General features: G+C 35.7%; 23 protein-coding genes and 2 pseudogenes. 21 read left to right on the forward strand and 4 right to left on the reverse strand.

Translation table 11 applies throughout. The features are described 5' to 3' along the window. Positions 1-344: 344 nt before the first annotated feature. From ACRCJ0_RS02340 to ACRCJ0_RS02360, 5 genes are all read left to right on the forward strand, one after another. Positions 345-2,021, forward strand: coding sequence for a formate--tetrahydrofolate ligase (locus ACRCJ0_RS02340; RefSeq protein WP_431389367.1), 1,677 nt, complete (start codon positions 345-347; stop codon positions 2,019-2,021). A gap of 175 nt (positions 2,022-2,196) precedes the next feature. Next, a complete protein-coding gene (radC, locus tag ACRCJ0_RS02345; protein WP_431389368.1) occupies positions 2,197-2,790 on the forward strand; it encodes a RadC family protein in 594 nt (197 codons plus the stop codon). A gap of 56 nt (positions 2,791-2,846) precedes the next feature. Beyond that, entirely contained in the window at positions 2,847-3,929 is a 1,083-nt protein-coding gene (locus ACRCJ0_RS02350) for a tyrosine-type recombinase/integrase (RefSeq protein WP_431389369.1), read from the forward strand. 1 nt (position 3,930) lies between these two features. Then, complete coding sequence (locus ACRCJ0_RS02355) at positions 3,931-4,245, forward strand: helix-turn-helix domain-containing protein (RefSeq protein ID WP_016618041.1); 315 nt, start codon at positions 3,931-3,933, stop codon at positions 4,243-4,245. A 12-nt stretch (positions 4,246-4,257) separates the two neighbouring features. Next, on the forward strand, positions 4,258-6,156 hold the full coding sequence (locus ACRCJ0_RS02360) for a hypothetical protein (RefSeq protein WP_431389370.1): 1,899 nt from the start codon (positions 4,258-4,260) through the stop codon (positions 6,154-6,156). 41 nt (positions 6,157-6,197) lie between these two features. On the opposite strand, the pseudogene ACRCJ0_RS02365 reads toward ACRCJ0_RS02360, so the two are convergent. Then, positions 6,198-6,689, reverse strand: a pseudogene (locus tag ACRCJ0_RS02365) (IS30 family transposase); the annotation flags it as partial. Here ACRCJ0_RS02365 and ACRCJ0_RS02370 point away from each other — a divergent pair. The 3 genes from ACRCJ0_RS02370 (at position 6,686) to ACRCJ0_RS02380 (ending at position 8,023) form a co-directional block, all read left to right on the forward strand. Further along, entirely contained in the window at positions 6,686-7,354 is a 669-nt protein-coding gene (locus tag ACRCJ0_RS02370; RefSeq protein ID WP_431389371.1) for a hypothetical protein, read from the forward strand. The pseudogene ACRCJ0_RS02365 and the gene ACRCJ0_RS02370 sit on opposite strands and share 4 nt — an antisense overlap. A 154-nt stretch (positions 7,355-7,508) precedes the next feature. Continuing rightward, positions 7,509-7,817 (forward strand): hypothetical protein, encoded by a 309-nt coding sequence (locus ACRCJ0_RS02375; protein ID WP_431389372.1) that lies wholly within the window; start codon positions 7,509-7,511, stop codon positions 7,815-7,817. 29 nt (positions 7,818-7,846) lie between these two features. After that, positions 7,847-8,023: a recombinase family protein gene (locus tag ACRCJ0_RS02380; protein WP_431389386.1), complete on the forward strand. Its 177-nt coding sequence runs from the start codon at positions 7,847-7,849 to the stop codon at positions 8,021-8,023. Between the two features lie 34 nt (positions 8,024-8,057). Here the strand turns inward: ACRCJ0_RS02380 and ACRCJ0_RS02385 are convergent, their stop codons facing one another. Further along, positions 8,058-8,564 carry a TetR/AcrR family transcriptional regulator gene (locus tag ACRCJ0_RS02385; RefSeq protein WP_431389373.1) on the reverse strand — a complete coding sequence of 169 codons (507 nt, stop codon included), beginning with the start codon at positions 8,562-8,564 and terminating at the stop codon, positions 8,058-8,060. 138 nt (positions 8,565-8,702) lie between these two features. On the opposite strand from ACRCJ0_RS02385, the gene ACRCJ0_RS02390 reads away from it, so the two are divergent. The 9 genes from ACRCJ0_RS02390 (at position 8,703) to ACRCJ0_RS02430 (ending at position 19,657) form a co-directional block, all read left to right on the forward strand. Then, positions 8,703-9,842, forward strand: coding sequence for a pectin acetylesterase-family hydrolase (locus ACRCJ0_RS02390; protein WP_431389374.1), 1,140 nt, complete (start codon positions 8,703-8,705; stop codon positions 9,840-9,842). A gap of 10 nt (positions 9,843-9,852) precedes the next feature. Next, positions 9,853-9,987, forward strand: coding sequence for a hypothetical protein (locus ACRCJ0_RS02395; protein WP_431389375.1), 135 nt, complete (start codon positions 9,853-9,855; stop codon positions 9,985-9,987). Further along, complete coding sequence (locus ACRCJ0_RS02400; RefSeq protein ID WP_431389376.1) at positions 9,987-10,967, forward strand: alpha/beta hydrolase; 981 nt, start codon at positions 9,987-9,989, stop codon at positions 10,965-10,967. Before ACRCJ0_RS02395 ends, ACRCJ0_RS02400 begins: the two co-directional genes overlap by 1 nt. 151 nt (positions 10,968-11,118) lie before the next feature. Further along, a complete protein-coding gene (locus ACRCJ0_RS02405; protein ID WP_431389377.1) occupies positions 11,119-11,514 on the forward strand; it encodes a hypothetical protein in 396 nt (131 codons plus the stop codon). Continuing rightward, positions 11,511-11,684 carry an SHOCT domain-containing protein gene (locus tag ACRCJ0_RS02410; protein ID WP_431389378.1) on the forward strand — a complete coding sequence of 58 codons (174 nt, stop codon included), beginning with the start codon at positions 11,511-11,513 and terminating at the stop codon, positions 11,682-11,684. Before ACRCJ0_RS02405 ends, ACRCJ0_RS02410 begins: the two co-directional genes overlap by 4 nt. Before the next feature lie 37 nt (positions 11,685-11,721). Then, the gene (locus ACRCJ0_RS02415; protein ID WP_431389379.1) at positions 11,722-13,479 is read left to right on the forward strand and encodes a recombinase family protein; all 1,758 of its coding nucleotides are present in this window, start codon (positions 11,722-11,724) and stop codon (positions 13,477-13,479) included. Then, the gene (locus ACRCJ0_RS02420; protein ID WP_431389380.1) at positions 13,473-15,041 is read left to right on the forward strand and encodes a recombinase family protein; all 1,569 of its coding nucleotides are present in this window, start codon (positions 13,473-13,475) and stop codon (positions 15,039-15,041) included. Before ACRCJ0_RS02415 ends, ACRCJ0_RS02420 begins: the two co-directional genes overlap by 7 nt. Before the next feature lie 114 nt (positions 15,042-15,155). Beyond that, positions 15,156-16,676 carry a site-specific DNA-methyltransferase gene (locus tag ACRCJ0_RS02425; RefSeq protein ID WP_431389381.1) on the forward strand — a complete coding sequence of 507 codons (1,521 nt, stop codon included), beginning with the start codon at positions 15,156-15,158 and terminating at the stop codon, positions 16,674-16,676. Between the two features lie 14 nt (positions 16,677-16,690). Beyond that, entirely contained in the window at positions 16,691-19,657 is a 2,967-nt protein-coding gene (locus ACRCJ0_RS02430) for a type III restriction-modification system endonuclease (protein WP_431389382.1), read from the forward strand. Positions 19,658-19,827: 170 nt separating this feature from the next. Here the strand turns inward: ACRCJ0_RS02430 and ACRCJ0_RS02435 are convergent. After that, positions 19,828-20,235 (reverse strand): annotated as a pseudogene (locus ACRCJ0_RS02435) (transposase); the annotation flags it as partial. A 111-nt stretch (positions 20,236-20,346) separates the two neighbouring features. Between ACRCJ0_RS02435 and ACRCJ0_RS02440 the strand changes: the two are divergent. Continuing rightward, positions 20,347-20,556, forward strand: a complete 210-nt coding sequence (locus ACRCJ0_RS02440; protein ID WP_431389383.1) for a JAB domain-containing protein — start codon at positions 20,347-20,349, stop codon at positions 20,554-20,556. Between the two features lie 187 nt (positions 20,557-20,743). Further along, on the forward strand, positions 20,744-20,944 hold the full coding sequence (gene cspD / locus ACRCJ0_RS02445; RefSeq protein WP_016896897.1) for a cold-shock protein CspD: 201 nt from the start codon (positions 20,744-20,746) through the stop codon (positions 20,942-20,944). 42 nt (positions 20,945-20,986) lie between these two features. On the opposite strand, the gene ACRCJ0_RS02450 is transcribed toward cspD, so the two are convergent. After that, entirely contained in the window at positions 20,987-21,277 is a 291-nt protein-coding gene (locus ACRCJ0_RS02450; protein ID WP_431389387.1) for a tyrosine-type recombinase/integrase, read from the reverse strand. A gap of 27 nt (positions 21,278-21,304) precedes the next feature. Here ACRCJ0_RS02450 and ACRCJ0_RS02455 point away from each other — a divergent pair, with 27 nt between their 5' ends. Both ACRCJ0_RS02455 and ACRCJ0_RS02460 read left to right on the forward strand, forming a co-directional pair. Then, a complete protein-coding gene (locus ACRCJ0_RS02455) occupies positions 21,305-21,940 on the forward strand; it encodes an N-acetylmuramoyl-L-alanine amidase (protein ID WP_431389384.1) in 636 nt (211 codons plus the stop codon). A gap of 36 nt (positions 21,941-21,976) precedes the next feature. Further along, positions 21,977-22,279, forward strand: a complete 303-nt coding sequence (locus ACRCJ0_RS02460; protein ID WP_431389385.1) for a hypothetical protein — start codon at positions 21,977-21,979, stop codon at positions 22,277-22,279. Positions 22,280-22,405: the final 126 nt, after the last annotated feature.

The following is a 22,405-nucleotide window of genomic DNA, read 5'->3' on the forward strand; positions in this document are numbered from 1 at the left end:
GGTTAATGCTGCTTATCAAGCAGGTTTAGACGTGATCATGGTCCCTGATTTGGTAGCACCGGATGATGAAACTTACGACCGCGTTTTAGCAGTCGTTGGCCGTCTTGGTGACGCGTTACCATTTATCGATTAAGCAAATTTGACTGGTACCCTCGTGGGCCAGTCTTTTTTTAATACGAAAGTGCTTTTTGGCAAAAGGGGTAGATGTCGGTTTGCTAGAACCCCTATCTATGGCGGTTTGGCCAGCCAAGAGAGAAATCGTCCTTTTTCAAGAAAGTATTAGATTTTTTGTGAAGTATGCTAGAATATAATGAGAAAATGATGTCATAGAAAGAGGTTTTGTCATGTTAACAGATATTCAAATTGCCCAACAAAATGAGTTGGTGCCGATAAGTGAAATTGCTGAAAAAATTGGTTTTAATGTGGACGATATCGATTTATATGGTAAATATAAGGCCAAGGTACCAGCAAAAACCTTGGGAAAAATTGAATCGAATGAGAACGGCAAATTGATTTTGGTGACAGCCATAAACCCGACGCCTGCTGGTGAAGGGAAATCGACAACAACAGTTGGTTTAGGGGACGCATTGAGTCAGCGCGGTAAGTCAACCATGATTGCCTTGCGTGAACCGTCTTTAGGGCCAACTATGGGCGTTAAGGGTGGTGCTGCCGGTGGTGGTTACGCGCAAATTCAACCGATGGAAGATATTAACCTGCATTTCACAGGCGATATGCATGCCATTACAACGGCTAATAATACCTTATCTGCCTTAATCGATAACCACATCCACCAAGGGAATGAATTGGATATTGATGGTCGCCGGGTGACTTGGAAGCGAGCCGTTGACTTGAATGACCGAGCTTTACGTGAGGTTACAGTGGCACTAGGTGGCGTTGGGAACGGCTTCCCGCGTCAAGACGGCTTTGACATTACTGTGGCGTCAGAGATTATGGCGATTCTATGTTTAGCGACAGACCTAGAAGACATGCGTGCGCGTTTTGCCCGGATTGTCATTGGGGAAAACCGCGACCGTCAGCCAATTACTGTAGCTGATTTGGGGGCTGAAGGTGCTTTAACCTTGGTCATGAAGGACGCAATTGCACCGAATTTAGTGCAAACTTTGGAGCATACACCAGCATTTGTGCATGGGGGGCCATTTGCCAATATCGCCCATGGTTGTAACTCAGTTGTGGCGACACATGCAGCTTTGAAACTAGCGGATTATGTGGTGACTGAAGCAGGATTCGGGGCTGATTTAGGGGCCGAGAAATTCATGGCCATTAAAGTGCCCGTCCTTGGAAAAGCGCCGGATGCAGTCGTTGTTGTAGCGACTATTCGTTCATTGAAAATGCACGGTGGTGTTTTAGTGAAAGACTTGAATGAAGGCGAAAATGTTGAAGCGGTGGCGGCTGGTTTTGCCAATCTGCAAAAACATATTGAAACCATGCAAAATTTCCAAGTGCCAGTGGTTGTTTGTGTGAATGAATTCGTGACGGATACGGAAGCGGAAGAACAGGTTGTCTTAGACAAATGTGCTGAGCTTGGGGTGGTGTGTGTGAAATCATCTGTATGGGCTGATGGTGGCCAGGGTGGTTTGGACTTGGCGGACGCTATCGTTACTGCAATTGACGGTAATGACCAGGAATTTAAAGCGACTTATGCTTATGAAGAAACAAATTTAGAAGAGAAAGCCCGTGCTATTGTACAAAAGGTATATGGCGGACGTGATGTTGTCTTTTCTAAGAAAGCTCAAAATCAAATGCGTCGTTTCGAGAAAAATGGCTGGGGTAATTTACCAATCTGTATGGCGAAAACCCAATATTCACTATCCGATGATCCAAAAGCCTTGGGTCGACCAGAAGACTTTGATGTGACAGTACGTGAATTGGTGCCAAAAATTGGGGCTGGCTTTATTGTGGCCTTGACGGGTGATGTGTTAACGATGCCTGGCTTGCCAAAACATCCAGCAGCCTTGGATATGGATATTAAAAAAGATGGCGAAATCACTGGTTTGTTCTAGGGTTTTCTGTGGCATCAGCTGAAAATACCAGTGAATTGATGAGAGAGCGTGTAGCGAAAGTTGCACGTTTTTCTTTTTGCCAAAAAAATAAAGCGAAACCTGATTTCTATTCATAATTAGATTGGTCAAGTTAGCACTTTTACCACGTATAAATATGGTAGAGGGGTGTGAAAGGATGACTGAAAATCAAGTGTTATTAAAGACAACGATACATGAGCTGCCAGAGGAAATTAGGCCGAGGGAACGGTTGATGACCCACGGGGCAGAATCGTTGACTATGTATGAGTTATTGGCTATTGTATTACGGACGGGGAACCGGAGTTTGAACGCCATTCAATTGGCTATGAAAATTATCCAGCATTTCGGGACGAGGTATGATTTGCGTACGGCATCTTACCATGATTTGATCCAGTTGCCAGGTGTTGGACCAGCTAAGGCGGTTGAAATACAGGCTGCTATAGAGTTTGGCCGGCGCTTATACCAATCTAACCAGGAAAAATTGGGCATTATTATGTCAACGAAAGATGCGGGGAATTATTGTATTGAGAAGTTGAAAGACCTGCAGCAGGAAAATGTGATGGCCTTATATCTAAATACAAAAAATCAAATCGTTAAAGAGAAGACCATATTCGTTGGAAGTTTAAATGCTTCAGTTGCACATCCAAGGGAAATCTTTAAAGAAGGGGTTCGGGCGTCTGCTGCGCGAATTATTGTCGCCCATAATCATCGGATTATGTTTATGTTAGACATTGAATTTGACTCATGTTAATATGGTGGTACCTTAAAAATTAAGTTATCACCTAAAGTGTTGAGAAAGGATTCGCAATGGATGTAAATTTAAGATTGTTAACAAATAATGATAATAATTCCAGTCAACTTCAAACTTTAAAAGAATTGAAGGATTTTCAGGCTGAATTATTAGGTGGATGGGAACTTCAACAAAAAGCGGTAGGATATACAGACGCCACAATTGCACTAAATCTACGAAATATTCATGATTTCTTAAACTTAATAGACAAGTTTATTTGGGAGATTACTGCAGACGATGTAGAAATGTTTTATATCCATCTGATTGGGAAGAATTTGGCTCATAGTACTCGTAGAAAATATCAGTCCAATATTACTACTTTCTTAGAGTATTTGAGGAGTAGAAAGTCCATAGAGATTTATAGCAAATTAGGTGTACGAGTGCCTGATGTATTTGATCAATTCAATAAGTTTTTTCATAGAAAAGATGATTATGATGTTAGAGTTGTTCCACCTAAAAAATCAACGATTGACCAATTATTCGATTCAATGCGTGAGGAATTATCCTATGGCAGAAAATATTATACTGTGGGTAGGGACTACGTTTTCTTTAAGCTATTAGGACTCTTAGGATTAAGGATAAATGAACTAGTGATGGTTAATATAACAGATGTCCGTATGGATTTAGGTACAACTGGTATTGGTAAACTTCATGTAAGATATGGAAAAGGCAGTAGAGGAACGGGACCAAAGCAAAGATGGGTTCCACTGTTGAATGGATCGGATGAATTAATTAATTGGTATTTAGAAAATATTTACCCTAAATTTGTGAAAGATGACGGAGATGGAAAGGCCCTGTTTCTTTCTGAAAAAGGAACACGAGTAGGACGTGATACTATGAGGTCTAATCTGTATAGAAGGCAAAATAAAGCGGGTATATCTAAGGAAGAAATATTCAGTGCACATCAGCTGCGACATGCGTTTGCTACAAATTTAGCTGAAAAAGGTGTAGATATACTAACTCTTAGTAAATTACTTGGACATTCAAATATTTCAACCACGGCCGGATATTTAGATCCTAGTAGTGATTTTATTGAAAAGAGAATCAAAATAGCTCAACAAAGATGGATTAATGACCTGTTAGAATTGGAGGATAACTAATATGAGCATCGAGTGGAAATTACGTCAAGTAATGGCTAAAAATGATATTTGGTCTGGTAGTGAATTGCTAAGGAGAATGGAAGATATGGCGGGCTATTCTATGTCGGCAGCATCTATATCGGCATTGATTAATGAGCCACCTAAAATGGTACGGATGGAAACATTGGATGCACTTTGTACGGCATTAGATTGTAAACCTGATGATCTTCTGATTCATGAACAGTCATATATCGGGAAAATTAAAGAAAGCAAAAAATTGTCATCAAGTACCCAATCGAAAAAAGTATCTAATGGCCGTTCATTGCCCCCTATTTAAGAGGTGATCATCATGGAATATACCAAATGTCCTTTGTGTGGCAAAAAAACATCTGTCAATACAATTAATTATTCCAAGAAATGCACTGAATGTAGTGCCCAGCAAACTATAGAAAGTATGTTAAATTCCATTGAATGTAATGAAAAATATCCAGAAATTTGGAAAAATCAATATCTTGGTGAATATATTAGATTTATAGAACTTTCTAATTATAGTAATGTTTGGAAAGCTAGAGCAATATTAGATTTTAATAGAATTTTAGAAAAAATTGATAAAGTAAAAATTTCTGAAAAAGAATTAGAAGAAAATTACTATAGAATGAGTCCTTATAAATCTCCAAATATGTTTGAAACTATTAAGATTTTTCTTTTTTCTAAACAGATGATATTATTTGATATCCCCTTCCTTCAATGGATGGCTGCCCCTTTAAAGAATAGTTATTACTACCATCCATCTATTCTAGAGTACTATTTTGATGACTCCAAATGTCTTATTTGTGGAAGTGTTATATCTAGTAAACATCAAAGCTTTTGTAATGATTGTATTGCTCGTAAAACCTTAGCAAATTTTTGTAAAAAGGTGGAGTTGGAGGGAACTTTTACAAATGATATAGCAAGAGATTATTTTAAGAAGTTTCTAAATTTTTTATTAGCTTCACGGTTATCTTTCAAACGGATTTATGAAATAGGTAGTATTGCAATTACAATATTTCAATATCTCGATAGTGATATTAATATTACTTCATCAAAATCAATAATTTCACTTAATGGTAATATTGTCCAGGAAATAATTACACCACAGTGGGTTTTGGTTACTTTCTCGAAATTACCAATATCAACCTATTCAAAACAGAAGAAAAATACGGTAAAACCTACTTTGGAATATATAATTGGTTTTTTGGAGAATGATGAAATAATTTTAAGAAGAAGATTTAACCCAGAAATAATTGTTAGCGAAGAAAGTGTTACTGTAAATATAAATTCTAAGAACAGTTATCAAAAGATATTTGAAAAAATACAAACACTTCCAAAGGGATTTCAAAAATTATTAACGAAATATTTGGAAGTTCAAAAAAATAGAAATGAAATTTTAGTAAAGAAAAATGCTTCAAAAAGTTTAACGTGGAGAACAATCGATAGAGAGTTTTATACTATAATTTCTCTTATAAATTGGCTAGTAGACAATGAGTCAATAACCGATTGGGATGTTGTAACACAGGATATTATAAATCGTTATTTGTTGACGCTCAAAAAACAAAAGAATCGAGATTTACGGAAGAGGCAATTATTTAACTTTTTTGAATTTGGAAGAAAAAATAAGTTTTTATTACAGAATCCAGTTCCTCCTTTTAAGGCAAGAGATTATTCTATTAATGAAAAAGTATTTACTCGAAACGATCATAAAAAGTTATTTACAGCTATTAAACAAAGTTCAAAAACGAAACCTATGGATTCTCTATTGGCTTCTCTATGTTATTTCCATGTATTAACTAGTAAGCAGATTCGTGAAATAAAGCTGTCTGATGTTGATTTAGTTAACCGCTGCATATATCTTAAAGGACGAGCACCAGCATATCTACAAGATCTAGAAATTCATAATTTAAACAATTACTTGAGTATAGTCGAATATGATGTGGATCTTTATAAACCTCCTTATTTATTTTTTAATATTAATAAAGGGCGTGCAGTTCAAATTAATAAATCATGGCTAAACAGGCATGTAAAATCAATTTATAATCAACCCCCTAGCTCTCTTAGAAGAGCTGGATTACAATATTGTGCTGAGGCTTTTGGTCCGCAGTATTTGCATGATTGCTTTGGCTTATCTCTTTCACACACAGCAAGATTTGGAGATCCTGATGATAGGATGATTGAAGATATTATTGTTGATGAAATAACTAAGCGTAATTAAATAAATTTATCTTTCTTTGATTATATTTTGATCTTCAATTGTCAAATTAAGTGCGACGATTCATTAAAAAATACTTCATAAGGGGTTTTCCAATTTAGACATTTCCGTGGTCGCGTGTTTAATTTATTCGCCCATTCTTGAATTTGACTATCGAAAATACCTGAAATATCTTCACCTTTAGGTGAATATTCTCGTAATAAACCATTAGTATTTTCGTTTGTACCACGTTGCCATGGAGCATGTGGATCTGGAAAATATACTTTAGTGCCATTTAATTCTAGCGTTATTCGACTATGTTGGGAGAATTCTTTTCCTCTATCGGGTGTAACGGTTTTACATTTATCTTCTCCTACATTTCTTAGTAGATTGATCATACAATCAATCACATTTTTAGAGATTTTCTTTTCAACCTTGCCAAGTAGGGAAAAGCGAGATCTACGATCGACTAGAGTTACAATACAAGCCCTACCTGTTTTACCGGCTACAGTATCAACTTCCCAATGACCAATCTCAAGGCGCTCATTGGCATGTGACTGATGTTGCCTTACAAAAGACAATTGACTTGTGTGTGGATATTTGTCAAAGAAATGGGATTGAGAGATTAAACTATACTGGCGATACGAGAGGGAATTTAACGAAGCATTGTTGGTTTGCCAATACCAATTGTCCAGGACCATATCTTGGGAGTAAGTTTGCCTGCATTGCATCTGAGGTCAATAAAAGGTTAAATGGCACACAAACACCTACTACAACAACGAACCTTGATGAAGTGGCAAGACAAGTCATTAATGGAAGATTTGGAAATGGTGAGGAAAGAAAACAAAAGTTACGTTCAGCAGGATTTGATCCAGTTAAAGTACAAGATAGAGTGAATGCTTTACTTGGAAAATCGAATACTGCAAAACCTAACTTAAAATCAATCGATGAAATTGCAAGGGAAGTTCTAAACGGTAAGTGGGGCAATGGGCAAGAAAGAAAAGATAGACTCGCTCGTGCTGGGTATGATTATCAACAAGTCCAAACAAAAGTGAATGAGATTGTTAGTAGCCAATCCACTCCGTCACTCAAACCGATTGAAGTCGTCGCAAAAGAAGTCATCAATGGTCGATGGGGCAATGGGCAAGATAGAAAGAACCGACTAGCACAAGCTGGATATGACTATCAAAAAGTCCAACAAAAAGTAAATGAACTTTTATAGAAGAAAACCTATCTAGGCAGAAATGCTTGGATAGGTCTTTTTTTTATGTTCAGGTTAATTTTTCCCTTGTTTTTGTTGCCTGAGATGTAAAAAGGATAAAAATTGAGTACTTAAGAACATCATTTTTGTCCTTTATCTATCAGGAGGAATAAAAATGAATGAACAGAAAAAAACAGAAATTATGAGACTTGGGCAAAATGGATTAGGGTATAAGAAGATTGCCGCGATATTATCATTATCAACAAATACCGTAAAATCATTTTGTCGAAGGAAGGAAATAGAAAAGAAAGAGAGTGAACCAAAAGATAATGAGGGGAGTGTTTGTTTATTATGTAAAGAGAAGTCAATACATATTAAAGGGAAAAGAAAAAAGAAATATTGTGGTACGACTTGTCGAATGAAGTGGTGGCATACGCATCTTGATAAGGTGAATAAAAAGTCTTTATCTTTGGTTTATTCCTAAAAGGTAAAAATCCAAATCAAATCTCAACAATTTTAACGGATGAAAACATCAAAACGCCTGCAGGTAAAGAGAATTGGTCGTATGGTACAGTGAAAAGAATTCTTCAAAATGAAAAATATAAAGGCGATGTATTGCTTCAAAAATATTACAATGTAGATTTTTTAAATAAGCAACAAAAGATATCCAAAACGCTATATCATATATAGCGTATGGATAAAATTTCATTGATGAAAAAATGAGTTACTTCATTTTTGTTTTTAAGAGTAGTTCAGTCATAGTTTCAGCTGATTCTTGCATACCTCTATTTATCCATTCTTCAATCCATCCTAATACACCATTTGAAATAAAAGAAACTGTATATGCAGAGATATTATCAAGGTTTTCGGTATTTCCAAATAGCGAAAAATAGCTTTCTCTAAAAAGATAAAAAAGCCCCTTTTTATGAATGAGTAAAATTAAATCACTGTTTTCTTTTAGATATGAAAACAAATGTCCGAATAGTTCAGCATTCGAGTGAGAATTTTTATTTTTCCACTCTTTATCCCATTTTGATAACAAATGAACAAGATGTTGTTTGATGACATCTTCTTTGCCAGAAAAATTTCGATAAAAGGAGTTTCTGCTTACTTGAGATTTTTCAGTTAAAGTACTGATTGATATTTCCGAAAGTTCAAAATCATTTAATAGATTAAGAAGAGTAGTAGTAATTTGTTTTTTGACATAAGTGTTTTTTTCTAGATTATTCATGATGGTACATTTCTCCTTATTTGTTCCATTTTTTGTTATGTAGATTAAAAGGCTAGTTACTACATGATTAAGATGGTACAATTGTACCATGTCATATAAATAATATTAGGAATATGATGAAATGTCAAGGAGGATGTTATGTTAAAAAAATTGGGGAAAATATTATTCAGTATCTTTATTTTTCTTATATTGGTTGCTATGGGAGTTTATTTTTTTGTGTTGGAATATCCGAATTTAACTTCTAATCCCAAAGTTGATAAAATGTATCAAGTGACCACTTCAAAAATGAAGGATTCAGAAGGTGGTAGTTACAGAGCGTTTTTTAAAAAAGGGAAAGAAAATAAGCTTTTAGTATATTTTGCTGGAGGTGGAGTAAGTATTAATTCAGAAATGGCAAAAGATGATACTTATAACACAAAGTCTGTACCTGTAGATTATCTTGCGAATATTACAATGAATATGGGAGGTTTAGCTTCTTCTATAGAAAAGTCTCCGTATAAAGATTGGTCAATCATTATGTTCCCATATGCAACAGGTGATTTTCATTCTGGAAGAGGTGAATTTAAATACATAGATACAGATGGAAAAGAAAAAATCTTGTATCATAATGGTTATATAAATTACCAAGAAACGATGAATAAGATAGTGAAAGTGTCTGGCATAGATAATCCAGATACTGTAGTTGTTACAGGGTATAGTGCAGGTGGATTTGGTGCAGCATTACTTGCTGATGATATTTTTACCAATTACTTCCCTCATACAGTAAATAAAAATGTGTTAATTGATGCTTCTTTATTATTGCATAAAGATTGGAAAGGTATTGCAACAAATGTTTGGAATACTCCAGAAACTATAACTAATAAGATGAAAACAAACAATTTAACTTTGGATATGTTGGTAGCGTTACGAGAAAAATATGGTCCGGAAATTAAATTGCTATTTGATTCTTCAACACGCGATGGAGACTTAGCCAAAGTTCAAAATTATTTTGATACAGGCATTATGGATGTTTCAGAAAAAGAAGCAGATATTTATCAAACAATTTTGAAAGAAACGGTAGCAGAATTTAAAAAGCACGACATTTCATCGTTTATCTGGGATGGTGTAAAATGGTATGATGACCCAAGAAATTTAACAGCACATACTATAATTTCAACGCCTTTAGTATGGGGTCCACTGGAGAGTACAAAACAATCTATCAATCAATGGTTGTTAGATGCGATAAATGGACAACCAAAAGATTATGGGCTTGAATTACTAGATAAAAAATATGAATAAGGAGAAAAAGATGGAAATAAATTTTAAAAAAATAATTATTATAGCGTTGATTATAATAATAGGAATAGTGGTAGGAAGACTTCTTTTTAGAGCACTGATGAATATGCTATTAGGGGGAACATTGTTTGGAGGAGATTTTTTATAATGAATAACATAAAAAGGAGGAAGAAAACTGTGTCGATTTGGTTAGGAATAACACTATTTATCCTGTCCGTATTAGTGGGGGGGGCAACAAAAGTCATGATGAAGCCTAGTTGGCAATCCAATTATTCTGTTAAATGGAGTGAAGATTTAGGAACAAAAATAGTAGATTTAAAGTATGGAGAGAATGAATCCAATAAATACGATTTGTATCTACCAAAAGACAACAGTAGAAAATCTTATGGATTGGTCATCTATCTACATGCAGGAGGATTTACAACTGGGGATAAAAAAGATGATGAAGACATGCTATCTTGGTTAACAAAAAAAGGGTATGTGGCAGCGGGGATTAATTATACTCTGAGAACAGCTTCAAACAATTCTAGTTTGAAACTTCAATCAGACGAAATAAAACAAGCTATTCCTAAAGTAATCGAAGAAGCAAAGCGTAGAGGGTATGATATTAATAAAATGACAGTTGCAGGTGGTTCAGCAGGTCATGCACTTGCCATGATTTACACATACCGTGATGGAAAAGACGCACCTGTTCCTGTAGTTTTGACATTTGGAGCAGTTGGACCTGCTAGTTTTGTTCGTGAAGATTGGGGGATATTTGGTTTAGATAAGGATACGGAGGAATCGATCAATGCGACTGCTGGTTTGTTTGGTCTGATGGCAGGCGAGAAAATATCAATTGATGAAATAAAAGATGGAAGTTATTTGGAGAAGATGAAGCCCATCTCTGCTGCAGATTGGGTAAGTAACAATCCGGTTCCGGCGGTTGTTGCATATGGGACACATGATAAAATGCAACCGTATTTGGCTTCGTTGCGATTGAAAAAAGCGTTGGAAGACAATCAGGTAGATTATAAATTCTATGAAATGCCTCATTCAGGACACGGACTTCAAAATGATAGTGACATTTCTAAACAATGGATGGAGTCCATTGATGAGTATCTTGATAAATATATGCCAGTAAAATAAGTAAAATGCTAACTTCAAAATAAAGGAGTTAGCATTTTTTTATTGTCCAGGTTAATATTTGATTGATTTTTCTTGCCTGTGATATAGAAAGGGAAAATTGTGGTACTTAAAAGACCCCATTTTGTCCTTTATCTATTAGGAGGACAGATCAATGAATAATCAACAAAAACAAGACATTACACAGTTACGAAAACAAGGTCTAGGCTATAAGAAAATTGCTCAACAACTCGGTCTTAATCTGAATAGTGTCAAATCATACTGCCGTAACAATCAATTAACAACTAAAGCAATCTCGTCAGAGGTTTGTAGACACTGCCAAGGTGTGTTGAGTCAAAAAGAAAAACAAAAGAAACGAGTATTTTGTAGTGATGTCTGTCGAAGTTTATGGTGGAATCGTCATCGACATCAAGTCAAATCCACAAAAAGAGTAGAAATTACCTGTTTGAATTGTCAGAACATATTTAGTGCATATCCCCATGAAAAACGACAGTTTTGTAGCCATGAGTGTTATGTGACGTATCGCTTTAAAAAGGAGGTGAGGTCATGAAGATGATTCAACAAGAGATGAATTATCAACTGGCTTTATCACTCCTTAAAAATTTGCGATATCAAGGGCTAATTACAGTAGAAGAATACGAAAAGGGACGTTGTATTCTATTGGAAAAATACACCCCATATATAGCGGAACTATTGTACTCGAATGACTTGACTATTTAATGCTTTAGAGTGATGTATATAGGGAAAGGAGTTTGCTATGAGAAAAATTGAAAAAATTGATGTTATCAAACCAATTCTAAAATCAAAAAAGAAAGTTGCAGCTTATGCAAGAGTCTCGATGGAGACTGACAGACTCTTGCATTCCCTATCGACTCAAGTTAGTTATTACAATCAAGTCATTCAATCCAATCCAGAATGGGATTTTGTTGGAGTGTATGCAGACAGTGGGATTAGTGGGACATCGGCTAGTAAGCGACCAGAGTTTCAACGTTTACTACAAGATTGTCGAGACGGAAAGATTGACATTGTCTTGACAAAATCCATTCAACGGTTTGCGAGAAATACGGTAGACTTGTTGGAAGTGGTCAGAGAGTTGAAAATGTTAGGTATTGAAGTCCGATTTGAAAAGGAAAATATTCACTCTTTGAGTGGTGATGGGGAGTTGATGTTATCGATTCTCGCTTCCTTTGCACAAGAAGAAAGTCGGTCTATCTCTGAAAATGTGAAGTGGGGAACCATTAAACGATTTAAGCAAGGCATACCTAATGGGAGATTTCACATTTACGGTTATCGATGGGAAGGCGATAAACTGGTCATTATAGAAGAAGAGGCAAAGGTTGTTAGAAGTATTTATTCCGAGTACCTTTCAGGCAAGTCAAGACTTCAGATTGAGAAAATGTTTGCTAAAGAAGGTATCAAGACTAGACGTGGTTATCCGTGGGTGGATTCTAATATAAGGGGTATTTTGATGAATATTCACTACACTGGGAATTTGTTGTTTCAAAAAGAGTATGTGGTTGATCCAATCAGTAAAAAGCTGAAAAAGAACCGTGGAGAGTTACCACAATATTTTGTGGAAGATACCCATGAAGCAATTATCTCAATGGAAGATTACCAAAAGGTACAGGCTGAGATGAAACGCAGAAGAGAAGGAGGAGCAAAACTTAATCCTTCAATCCCGACAACAGAATTGACAGGCAAAATACACTGCCCTTGTTGTGGTAAAAACTTCCATAGTGCAGTTCGTAACCAAAAACAGGGAAAAGTGAAAATGTGGATATGTGCCAATCGTAAAGCAGGTAAACGGGCGATGTGTCAAACAGGAGAAATTCAAGATGCTCTTATAAAAGAAGATATTATGGCAGTACTTGGTTTAACAAAGTGGGACGTCAATAAAGTTGAAACCCAACTGAAGAGGATAGATGTGATTCGTAAAGAAAAATGGATATTCACGCTACACGATGGCACACAAATAGAGCGACCTTATCGACAAAAAGATAGAACAGCCTACTACACTCAAAAAATACGAGACCAGATATCCCATATCAGACGGGATAAGCATCAACAAAAGTGGAAACATAGAGCCACACCATTTACAGGATTGATTGAATGTGGTTGCTGTGGGAATTCCTTTAAATCAGCAAAAAATACACGAAAAAATGGGGAAGTTGAAGTCTATCTCTCTTGTAGCAGTAAGCGTTCTGTATGTCCTAAAAATAGCATAAAAGAACGTACCTTGAAGAAGATAATTTGTGAGAAACTCAACCTTGATGTCTTTGATGAAGATACGATGGATGCACAAGTAGAACGTATCTTTATCAAGAACAATCAAGTAACGATAAAACTAAAGAATGGTGATGAGATTGTCCAATCTTATCAAGAAAAGCGTCCATTCGTTCCGTGGTCAAAGGAACGTAGAGAACAACAGAAAGCCAATTCCCAAAAGTGGACGGAGGAACGTAAGAAACAACAAAGTGAGGCAATGAAACGTATAAGGAGAGAAAAGAAATGGTAAAGAAAGTCACCACAATCCCAGCGTCTATCAATCCCTATCAGTTAACACCACTCAATGAAGTCAAGAAGAGAAAAGTTGCAGGATATGCGAGGGTATCGACTGATAGTGATGAGCAGTTAACCAGTTATGAGGCACAACTTGATTACTACACATCTTATATCAATAGTCGAGAGGATTGGGAATTTGTTGAAGTATATACCGATGAAGGTATTAGTGGTACGAATACGAAAAAACGTGAAGGATTTAATCGCATGATAGCTGATGCTCTGGCAGGTAAAATTGATTTGATAGTCACCAAGTCAGTGAGTCGATTCGCAAGAAACACAGTGGACAGTTTGACTACGATTCGTAAACTGAAAGAAAATGGCACAGAAGTTTATTTTGAAAAAGAGTCGATATGGACGTTTGATAGTAAAGGAGAACTGCTCATCACAATCATGAGTAGTCTTGCGCAAGAAGAAAGTCGTTCTATTTCTGAAAATTGTACATGGGGGCAACGCAAGCGATTCGCAGATGGAAAAGTAACGGTTCCATTCAAACGATTTTTAGGTTATGAACGTGGAGAGGATGGAAATTTAGTCGTCAATACAGAACAAGCGAAATTGGTCAAGAGAATTTATGGATTATTTCTACAAGGGTACTCACCTTTTGGAATTGCGAAACTACTGACGGAAGAAGGTATCTTATCGCCAGGTGGAACAAAAAAATGGAATCCTAATAACATCCGAAGCATTCTCAAAAACGAGAAATATAAAGGTGATGCCTTACTTCAGAAAAGCTATACCGTAGATTTTTTGACAAAGAAAAAGAAAGTCAATGAAGGAGAAATTCCACAGTATTATGTTCATGACAATCATGAGGCGATTATTTCAGAAGAAACCTTTGACAGAGTGCAACGCGAAATGGCTAAACGAGGAGTCGGGCGAAACCGTATCTCCAGTGTGAGTATTTTCTCGAGTCGGTTGAAGTGTGGGTGTTGTGGCAGTTGGTACGGCTCTAAAGTATGGCATTCCAATAGTAAGTACAAACGCACAATTTGGCAGTGTAATCACAAGTTTAAGGAAAAGTGCCATACACCTCATCTGACGGAAGATGAGATAAAAGCGATATTCATTGAAGGGACAAACCAATTATTATATAGAAGAAAGTCACTATTAAAAGAACACGAACAGTTGATAGAAACGATACTAGATACTACACAACTTGAACAGGAAAAGTCAAATCTTGAGATTGAAGTGAATGTGGTGGCAGATAAAATTAATGAGTGCATCACTGAGAACGCACGAAAGGTACAAAATCAAGAAATCTACCAACAGCACTACCAAGAACTAGTGAATCGCTATGAAGATGTCAATCAAAGGTTAGTGCAAATCAGTGAACAGATATTAGATAAGCAAACAAGGAAAGATGCAATCCGAAGTTTCATGAAAGCACTAAAAAAAGCAGAACTACTAACAGCCTTTGATTCAGATATGTGGTGTAGCTTGGTAGATGAGATTGAAATAGGAACGGATAACAAACGAAAAATACAGTTCAAAGACGGAACGATTATTGAATTATAGATTGAAGAGCACTTGCGATTTGCGAGTGTCTTTTTTTGTCAAAAAACCAATAATTTCAGAGTATAAGACAAAATATCAGAGTTCAAGGAAAAATATCAGTGTATCAAAGACAGTATGAAAATAGACCCACCATACAATACAGGATCAGATGAATTTGCTTATAGTGATAATTTTAATTTTTCGATTGAAGAATTAACTGAAAAATTAAGTATAGGAGAAGATCAAGCACGGAGAATTTTAGATTTAACTAAAAGGGGATCGGCGTCACACTCTGCCTGGCTCATGTTTATTTATCCAAGATTACAACTTGCTAGAGATTTATTATCTGATGACGGTGTGATTTTTATTTCAATTGATGATAATGAACAGGCAAATTTAAAACTAATCTGTGATGAAATATTAGGCGAGCAAAACTTTGCGGGGAATATAGTTTGGAAAGCAAGAGTAAAGCCTGTAAATATAGGTGATGCTAAATATAGACCACAAAATGAAATTGAATATGTTTTAGTGTATGAAAGAAATAACTCTGTTCATGAAAAATTTCTCCCGCTATTAACAGGGAGAGAACGTTCATATCCACACGAGTTAAATGGTAGAAAATATAGATTAGCAACAATTTTAAAGTCAAATCGAGGAACAAATTATCGTTCAACAATGATGTTTGAGGCACATGGATATACACCACCAAATGGACAGAGATGGCAAGCTGGTTATGAGGAGATAAATAGATTATTCAAAGAAGGATACATAGAATTCCTTGATGGAACACCATTTAGAAGATATTATAAAGAGGAAGAAAATGCAGAACATAAACCCTTTTACTGTTATATGGAGACCGAATGGTCATCCACGTCAGAATCAGGAAAAACAGAACTAAATGAGATAATAGGAAATAATCATGGATTTGATACGGTTAAGCCAGTTACATTATTAAAAACGCTTATAAGATCCTGCACAACAGATAATGATATTATTTTAGACTTTTTTTCAGGGTCAGGAACAACGGCTCAATCGGTTATAGAATTAAACAATGAATCTAATCAAAATAGAAAATATATCTTAATTCAATTACCAGAAAAAATAGGCAGTAAAAATGCACTTCAAGAACAAGGTTTTTCTACAATTGACGAGATTGGAAGGGCTAGAATTAGTAATGTATTGAATAAAATGGCTAATGAAAATACGATTAACATATCGGACAAAGGATTTAGACACTTTACTTTAAAAGAACCTACTAATGAAACAATAAAAAAATTAGCAGAATTTAACCCAGATGAAAATAAATTATTTGCTGATAAAACATTGTTAGATGAATTCGGTGTGTCTACAGTTATCACCACATGGTTAAACAACGATGGTTATGGACTAACGACTGAAGCGGAGAATATTATGTTTGCTGGTTATGAGACTTATTACAAAGATAAGCATTTATATTTAGTACATCCAGAACTGTCAAATGAAGCAATAGAAGAACTTGTTGTGAAGTATGAAACAGATGGAAAATTTAATCCAGAAAACATTGTATTGTTCGGTTATAGTTTTACATGGACAGAACTTGAATCATTAAAAACAAATTTAAAGCGACTACAAGACACGGAGAAAAATTTACGTATTAATTTTGACATACGTTATTAATTGGAGGGATATCATTGGAACTAATATTACAACGTAATTTACCTCATCAACAAAAAGTAGTTGATGCTGTAAGTGCTGTTTTTAATGGTGTTCAAATCGAGCCTCCTAAACAGTATTTTGAAAATCCATCCATTGATTTAACCGATGAGATAATCAAATATAATATCACTAATATTCAATCAGAATTACCAGCGGAATATCGTGGGTTTATGTCACCGATTAATCATTTAAGTTTAGATATTAAGATGGAAACAGGAACGGGAAAAACCTATGTTCATACACAAATGATGTATGAACTACATAAAAAATATGGCATTAACAAATTTATTATTGCTGTACCTTCTTTAGCAATTAAGGCGGGGACTGCTCATTTTCTTCAAGATGAATATGTGAAAAAACACTTTTCCGATGTATGTGGTTATGGAACGGAGATAGAAGTTGGTGTCTTAGAATCTCCTAAAAGTCGTAAAAAAGGGAGAACTTATTTTCCGAGTGTTGTAAGTGATTTTGTTCGGGGGTCTTCGCAAAACACAAAGAAAATTCATGTTTTGCTTGTGAATATGCAATTATTAGCAGTTCGCAAAAATGGTCTGCTTAGTCGTGATGATTATGATTATGGTGCGGAAGGATTTTATCGTCCCTTTGACGCCTTAAAAGCTACAAAACCATTTGTGATTATTGATGAACCACATCGTTTTTCACGTGATCAGAAAGCATATCAAGTGATTGAAGAAGAAATACAACCGCAATGCATCATTCGTTTTGGTGCTACTTATCCTGGTATTTCGAGTGGTCGTGGAAAGAACAGAACAACAAGAAAAGATTATCAAAATTTACTTTATGACCTAGACGCTTGTCAGTCCTTTAATTTAGATTTAATTAAAGGTGTTGCAAAAGAACATTTTGAACCTGTATCTAAGCAAGCTGAAAAAGTTAAAATTACAACGATAAAAAGAAATGATTATGTGAACTTTCAATACAAAAAGAAAGATGAAGCGAATAAGACGTTCACCCTTAAAAAGGGAGATTCACTCTCCATTATTCATCAAGCTTTTGAAGGGATTACAATTGAAGCAATCGGCGGATCTTTTGTCGTATTCTCTAACGGAATAGAGAAGCAAACGGGTGAAGAACTTGATGTAGATATTTATATGACTTCATACCAAGAACAAATGATGCGATTAGCTTTGGAAAGACATTTTGAAACAGAACGTAAAAATTTTACTGAGCGTAATTTTAAAATAAAAACATTAGCATTATTTTTCATTGATGATATTGCTTCATATCGAGATAGTGAAGATGGGAAAGTTCCTTATTTAAAAAACACATTTGAACAATTACTTAAAGAACGAATTGAAAAAGAACTATCCACATTAACAGAATATGAAACGGAGTATAAAGCCTATTTAGAGGCTAGTTTAGCTGATATAAGTGCCTGTCATGCAGGATATTTTTCACAAGACAACAGTGATTCAGACGAAGATATTGCAAATGAAGTAGAAACCATCTTGCATGGAAAGAAACAATTATTATCTTTTAAGAAAAAAGATGGTACACCGAACACCTTACGTTTCCTATTTTCAAAGTGGACTTTAAAAGAAGGATGGGACAATCCTAACGTCTTTACAATCGCTAAATTACGCTCAAGTGGTAGCGAAAACAGTAAGCTTCAAGAGGTAGGACGTGGACTCAGACTTCCAGTAGATGAACATGGAAACCGTATTTCTAATGAGGACTTTCAACTGAATTACATTGTTGACTTTACTGAAGCGGACTTTGCAGAAACACTTGTAGAACAAATTAATGGAGAAATCCCACAAGCTGCAATGATTACAGAAGAACAACTTTCTAAAGTAGCTTCAAAATTAGCCATTACGTCTGATGATTTATTTGAGATTTTATATGATAAAAAATATATCGATCGAAAAATGAATATTAATATAGAAAAACGTGATGATTTTTTTGCTGAATTCCCTGACTTTGAAATGGGCTTATCATCTGGAAAAGTGAAAGATAGAAATAAGAACAAGCCACAACCTGTTAGAATTCGTAAAGGTGCTTATAATGAGATTCGTGAACTTTGGGAAAAAATAAACCAACGCTACTTACTCTTTTATGATAGAGATTTAGATAAAGATATGAAAGATGTTGTTTTATCCATATTGGAAGAACCAGGTGTGTTCATAGATGTGGTGATGACAAGTCAACGTGAAGTCATTCAAAGTGATGGTACATCTATGACAATTGCGGATAAAACAGGTTTACAATATGTCGTTTCAAGAATGATTCCTTACAATGAGTTTTTACTTAGAATTATGCGAAGCACGAATATTCCTATTGAAACAATTCATCAAGCTTTATGTGAATATGTAGAAAAGAACGGTGAACTTGATTCGAAATATATTAATGAAAGTTCTGTCAGTGTTATTATTCAGAAATTTAATGAATGGAAGAACACAAATTTACAAGGACGTTTCCACTATGCGAAAAGTGAAACGCCTGTTACATCAACAGCTCTTACTCATGCCGATGGGACTCCACGAGAAACTATTTCACAAGGTAGAATAGGAGCAAAAATTGCACCTGGAACACCAAGTGATAAGTACTTGTATGATGCTTTTGCTTATGATTCACCGCTAGAGCAAAAGAATATCTCTACCGATATAGAAGAAGTTATAGTTTACGGAAAGATACCGCGAAACAGTATCGCAATTCCAACAATAACAGGTGGCATGTATAGCCCTGACTTTATGTATGTTGTTAGACGAGCAACAGGTGAAAAAGAGTTAAATATTGTCGTTGAAACGAAAGATGTTGAGGATAAAACAAATATACGAGGCACAGAAAATGCAAAAATTGAATGTGCAAAATTATTTTTCGATGTTTTATCTGAAGATGGTTATAAAGTTTACTTCCATGATCAATTAAACAATAAACAAATGGCACAGATAATTAAGGAAGTTTTGCGGGATAATTATTAAACTGTGCGAAGGAGTAAAAGTATTGAAAGTCAATAATTATATTGAAAATGTATATCGTGAATTATTATCTTATCAAAACATAGAATATGAGTATTTGTATGAGACCTTTAAAAATTCTAAATTACAAGAGATATTTTCTACTATTCATTATTTATTAATGGATAATTACAAATCTCAGTACGTTCATTAGCGCTATCTGGTCGTTCATGAATCGTATTGGAGATAGGGATCTTTCCTCTTCTCTACGTGATTTTTAGAATGGCGCGTTTTACCTCTGTGTCTTAATTTACGGATAGCGCCTCGATTACCGGTCGATAAACCAGGCTCATCGAGGTCGCCACGATAAATTGCACGATAGATAGTATTATAACTGATTTTATTTTTGGAATTTTCAAGATTCAAACGACCAGAAATTTGTTCTGGAGACCATCCTTGTCTGAATTACGATGTAATTCTCTTGAGATAGTCGATTTAGAACGGTCCAGGGTCCCGGATATATGCCCTATAGTTTCGCCTTGTTCATACATTAGGAATATTGTTTCTCGCTCATTCATGGTAAGATGTGTGTATGGATTCATAGCTTTCTCCTTCTAATAGTTGGTTGGTACTCTATTTTATAGGAAAACTATGGATCTTTTTTATTTTATTATTGTTCTTGCACTTAAATTGTAAATTCGTCACCTAAAAAAATGAAGTGTTGGTTAATAAAATTTAAACTTACCGAAATTGAACTTATACACTTCCATCCGTCCGGTAATCCGTCGCCTTCTCAGGCGGATATCGACTTCACCAGACGGTTGGCTGAAGTGGGGGAGTTGATTGGCATAGAAATATTGGATCACATCATTGTAGGTGGCGATGCTTTCTTAAGTTTACAGGAATATGGTATTTTTGAATGATAAAAATAACTTTACTTATAATTTATCATTGCTAAATGTATTGATCCATGTTATACTAAAGTAAGAATTTTTGGATAGGTAAAAAGTTATACATTTTTAAAAGTGCTAGGCACTTAAAAGTTTTACTCGAGCCGTGCAAGAATTACTAAAGAAATATGTGCATGAGCACGAGGAGGATTCTATTATTATGGAACAAGGTAAAGTTAAATGGTTTAACGCAGAAAAAGGTTTTGGATTTATCGAACGCGACGGCGCTGACGACGTATTCGTTCACTTCACAGCTATTCAAGGTGACGGGTTCAAATCTTTAGAAGAAGGTCAAGAAGTTTCTTTCGAAATCGAAGATGGAAACCGTGGACCACAAGCAGCTAACGTTGTTAAAGCGTAAATCTAATTTAAATTTTAACAATTAGGGCAACAGCCCACCAGACTAGTTAAACATCAGTTTAGCTAGTCTTTTTTTGTGTCTAAAATTCGATGCCATAAAGGGAGCGCTAGGGAGCATAAAGGGAGAAAAATATATCTGAAAGCTATGTAATTTGTCCGCAATATCTTGCTCCATCTTATCGGTAACATGTAAATAAATATCATCAATCATTTTAGTATTAGCATGCCCAACTCGTTTAGCTATTGTATCTTTATCAATTCCTTGTTCAACTGCCAGACTGACATAAGTATGTCTAAAGATATGTGATGTTAAATGCTTGTTAGGAATCTTTATTTTATGTAATTCAGTATTTAAAAACTTATGACGTCAAGGCAACTCGTTGTCGCTTCAGCGCATTACTTTGTTGACCCTAACAACATTGTACAAGTAGTAGAGGACGACACACCAGCATGGCATGTTGGTGATGGATACCGTACTGGTAAGGGCGCTTATAATGGCTATCACGGCTATGGTGCAACAAATAATAACTCAATCGGTATTGAGATGTGTCAGGACACATCAACAGGTTCAGACGTTTGGCATTGGGAATTCGACCCTGAAACGATCAAGCGTGCTAAGTGGCTAACTAAGCAATTACAAGCTAAGTACAATATCCCTGACGAACGTGTTATCCGTCATTATGACGTTTCTGGTAAATTATGCCCTGGTAACTGGCAATGGAATGACTGGCAGAAGTGGAAAAACTTTAAAGCTGAATTGGCAGGAGATAAAGTGTCACAACAAGCCACAAACACCAACCAAAATGACGGCTACGTATCTGTTACAGCTAAAATGCATACAGTACAAACTGGTGAAACTTTGGGTGCAATTGCTAAGAAATACAGTGTGACCATTGATGATCTAGTTAAATGGAATAAGCTAGAGAATCCTAATCTTATTTTCCCAGAATCAAAACTATATGTAGTTAACCCAGCAGCCACAAGCTCAACTGGTTAGCAATTACACTTACCAGCTAGTGCTAAAACATGGCGAGTGTACAATGCGAATGGCCCTTACACCACTGGTAATGAGGTACACTTACTGACACCTAGCGTTTTTGGCGGTCTAAGTTATGACATTCTAGGTAACCCAGCACCGCACGTTTACTTGATTAAGACAAGCGTTAAAGGTACGGTGGCTATCTATGCTGGACCAGGAACTGGTGCTACTATCACAGGTAAAGGCGGTAGCGTTGCTAACACAACTAAGAAATTGTTCTTACCTGCTAGTGCTGACACTTGGCGAGTATATCGTGTAAAGGTCCTTATACAGTTGGTAGCGAGATCCATCTACTGACATCTAAAGCGTAAGGTGGGTTAAGTTACAATATCGTAGGTAATCCAGCGAAAGATATCTACTTAATTGACACAGACGTCGAAGGACGAGTGGCGATTTACGCTGGAATAGGAACTGGTGCGACAG

The organism is Aerococcus sp. L_32 (assembly GCF_050689315.1).

What these genes read in the sequence shown, in the direction of transcription:
- ACRCJ0_RS02340 (WP_431389367.1), top strand. Translation starts at nt 345, where the DNA reads ATGTTAACAGATATTCAAATTGCCCAACAAAATGAGTTGGTGCCGATA.
- radC (WP_431389368.1), top strand. Translation starts at nt 2,197, where the DNA reads ATGACTGAAAATCAAGTGTTATTAAAGACAACGATACATGAGCTGCCA.
- ACRCJ0_RS02350 (WP_431389369.1), top strand. Translation starts at nt 2,847, where the DNA reads ATGGATGTAAATTTAAGATTGTTAACAAATAATGATAATAATTCCAGT.
- ACRCJ0_RS02355 (WP_016618041.1), top strand. Translation starts at nt 3,931, where the DNA reads ATGAGCATCGAGTGGAAATTACGTCAAGTAATGGCTAAAAATGATATT.
- ACRCJ0_RS02360 (WP_431389370.1), top strand. Translation starts at nt 4,258, where the DNA reads ATGGAATATACCAAATGTCCTTTGTGTGGCAAAAAAACATCTGTCAAT.
- ACRCJ0_RS02375 (WP_431389372.1), top strand. Translation starts at nt 7,509, where the DNA reads ATGAATGAACAGAAAAAAACAGAAATTATGAGACTTGGGCAAAATGGA.
- ACRCJ0_RS02385 (WP_431389373.1), bottom strand. Translation starts at nt 8,564, where the DNA reads ATGAATAATCTAGAAAAAAACACTTATGTCAAAAAACAAATTACTACT.
- ACRCJ0_RS02390 (WP_431389374.1), top strand. Translation starts at nt 8,703, where the DNA reads ATGTTAAAAAAATTGGGGAAAATATTATTCAGTATCTTTATTTTTCTT.
- ACRCJ0_RS02395 (WP_431389375.1), top strand. Translation starts at nt 9,853, where the DNA reads ATGGAAATAAATTTTAAAAAAATAATTATTATAGCGTTGATTATAATA.
- ACRCJ0_RS02400 (WP_431389376.1), top strand. Translation starts at nt 9,987, where the DNA reads ATGAATAACATAAAAAGGAGGAAGAAAACTGTGTCGATTTGGTTAGGA.
- ACRCJ0_RS02405 (WP_431389377.1), top strand. Translation starts at nt 11,119, where the DNA reads ATGAATAATCAACAAAAACAAGACATTACACAGTTACGAAAACAAGGT.
- ACRCJ0_RS02410 (WP_431389378.1), top strand. Translation starts at nt 11,511, where the DNA reads ATGAAGATGATTCAACAAGAGATGAATTATCAACTGGCTTTATCACTC.
- ACRCJ0_RS02415 (WP_431389379.1), top strand. Translation starts at nt 11,722, where the DNA reads ATGAGAAAAATTGAAAAAATTGATGTTATCAAACCAATTCTAAAATCA.
- ACRCJ0_RS02420 (WP_431389380.1), top strand. Translation starts at nt 13,473, where the DNA reads ATGGTAAAGAAAGTCACCACAATCCCAGCGTCTATCAATCCCTATCAG.
- ACRCJ0_RS02425 (WP_431389381.1), top strand. Translation starts at nt 15,156, where the DNA reads ATGAAAATAGACCCACCATACAATACAGGATCAGATGAATTTGCTTAT.
- ACRCJ0_RS02440 (WP_431389383.1), top strand. Translation starts at nt 20,347, where the DNA reads ATGAAGTGTTGGTTAATAAAATTTAAACTTACCGAAATTGAACTTATA.
- cspD (WP_016896897.1), top strand. Translation starts at nt 20,744, where the DNA reads ATGGAACAAGGTAAAGTTAAATGGTTTAACGCAGAAAAAGGTTTTGGA.
- ACRCJ0_RS02455 (WP_431389384.1), top strand. Translation starts at nt 21,305, where the DNA reads ATGACGTCAAGGCAACTCGTTGTCGCTTCAGCGCATTACTTTGTTGAC.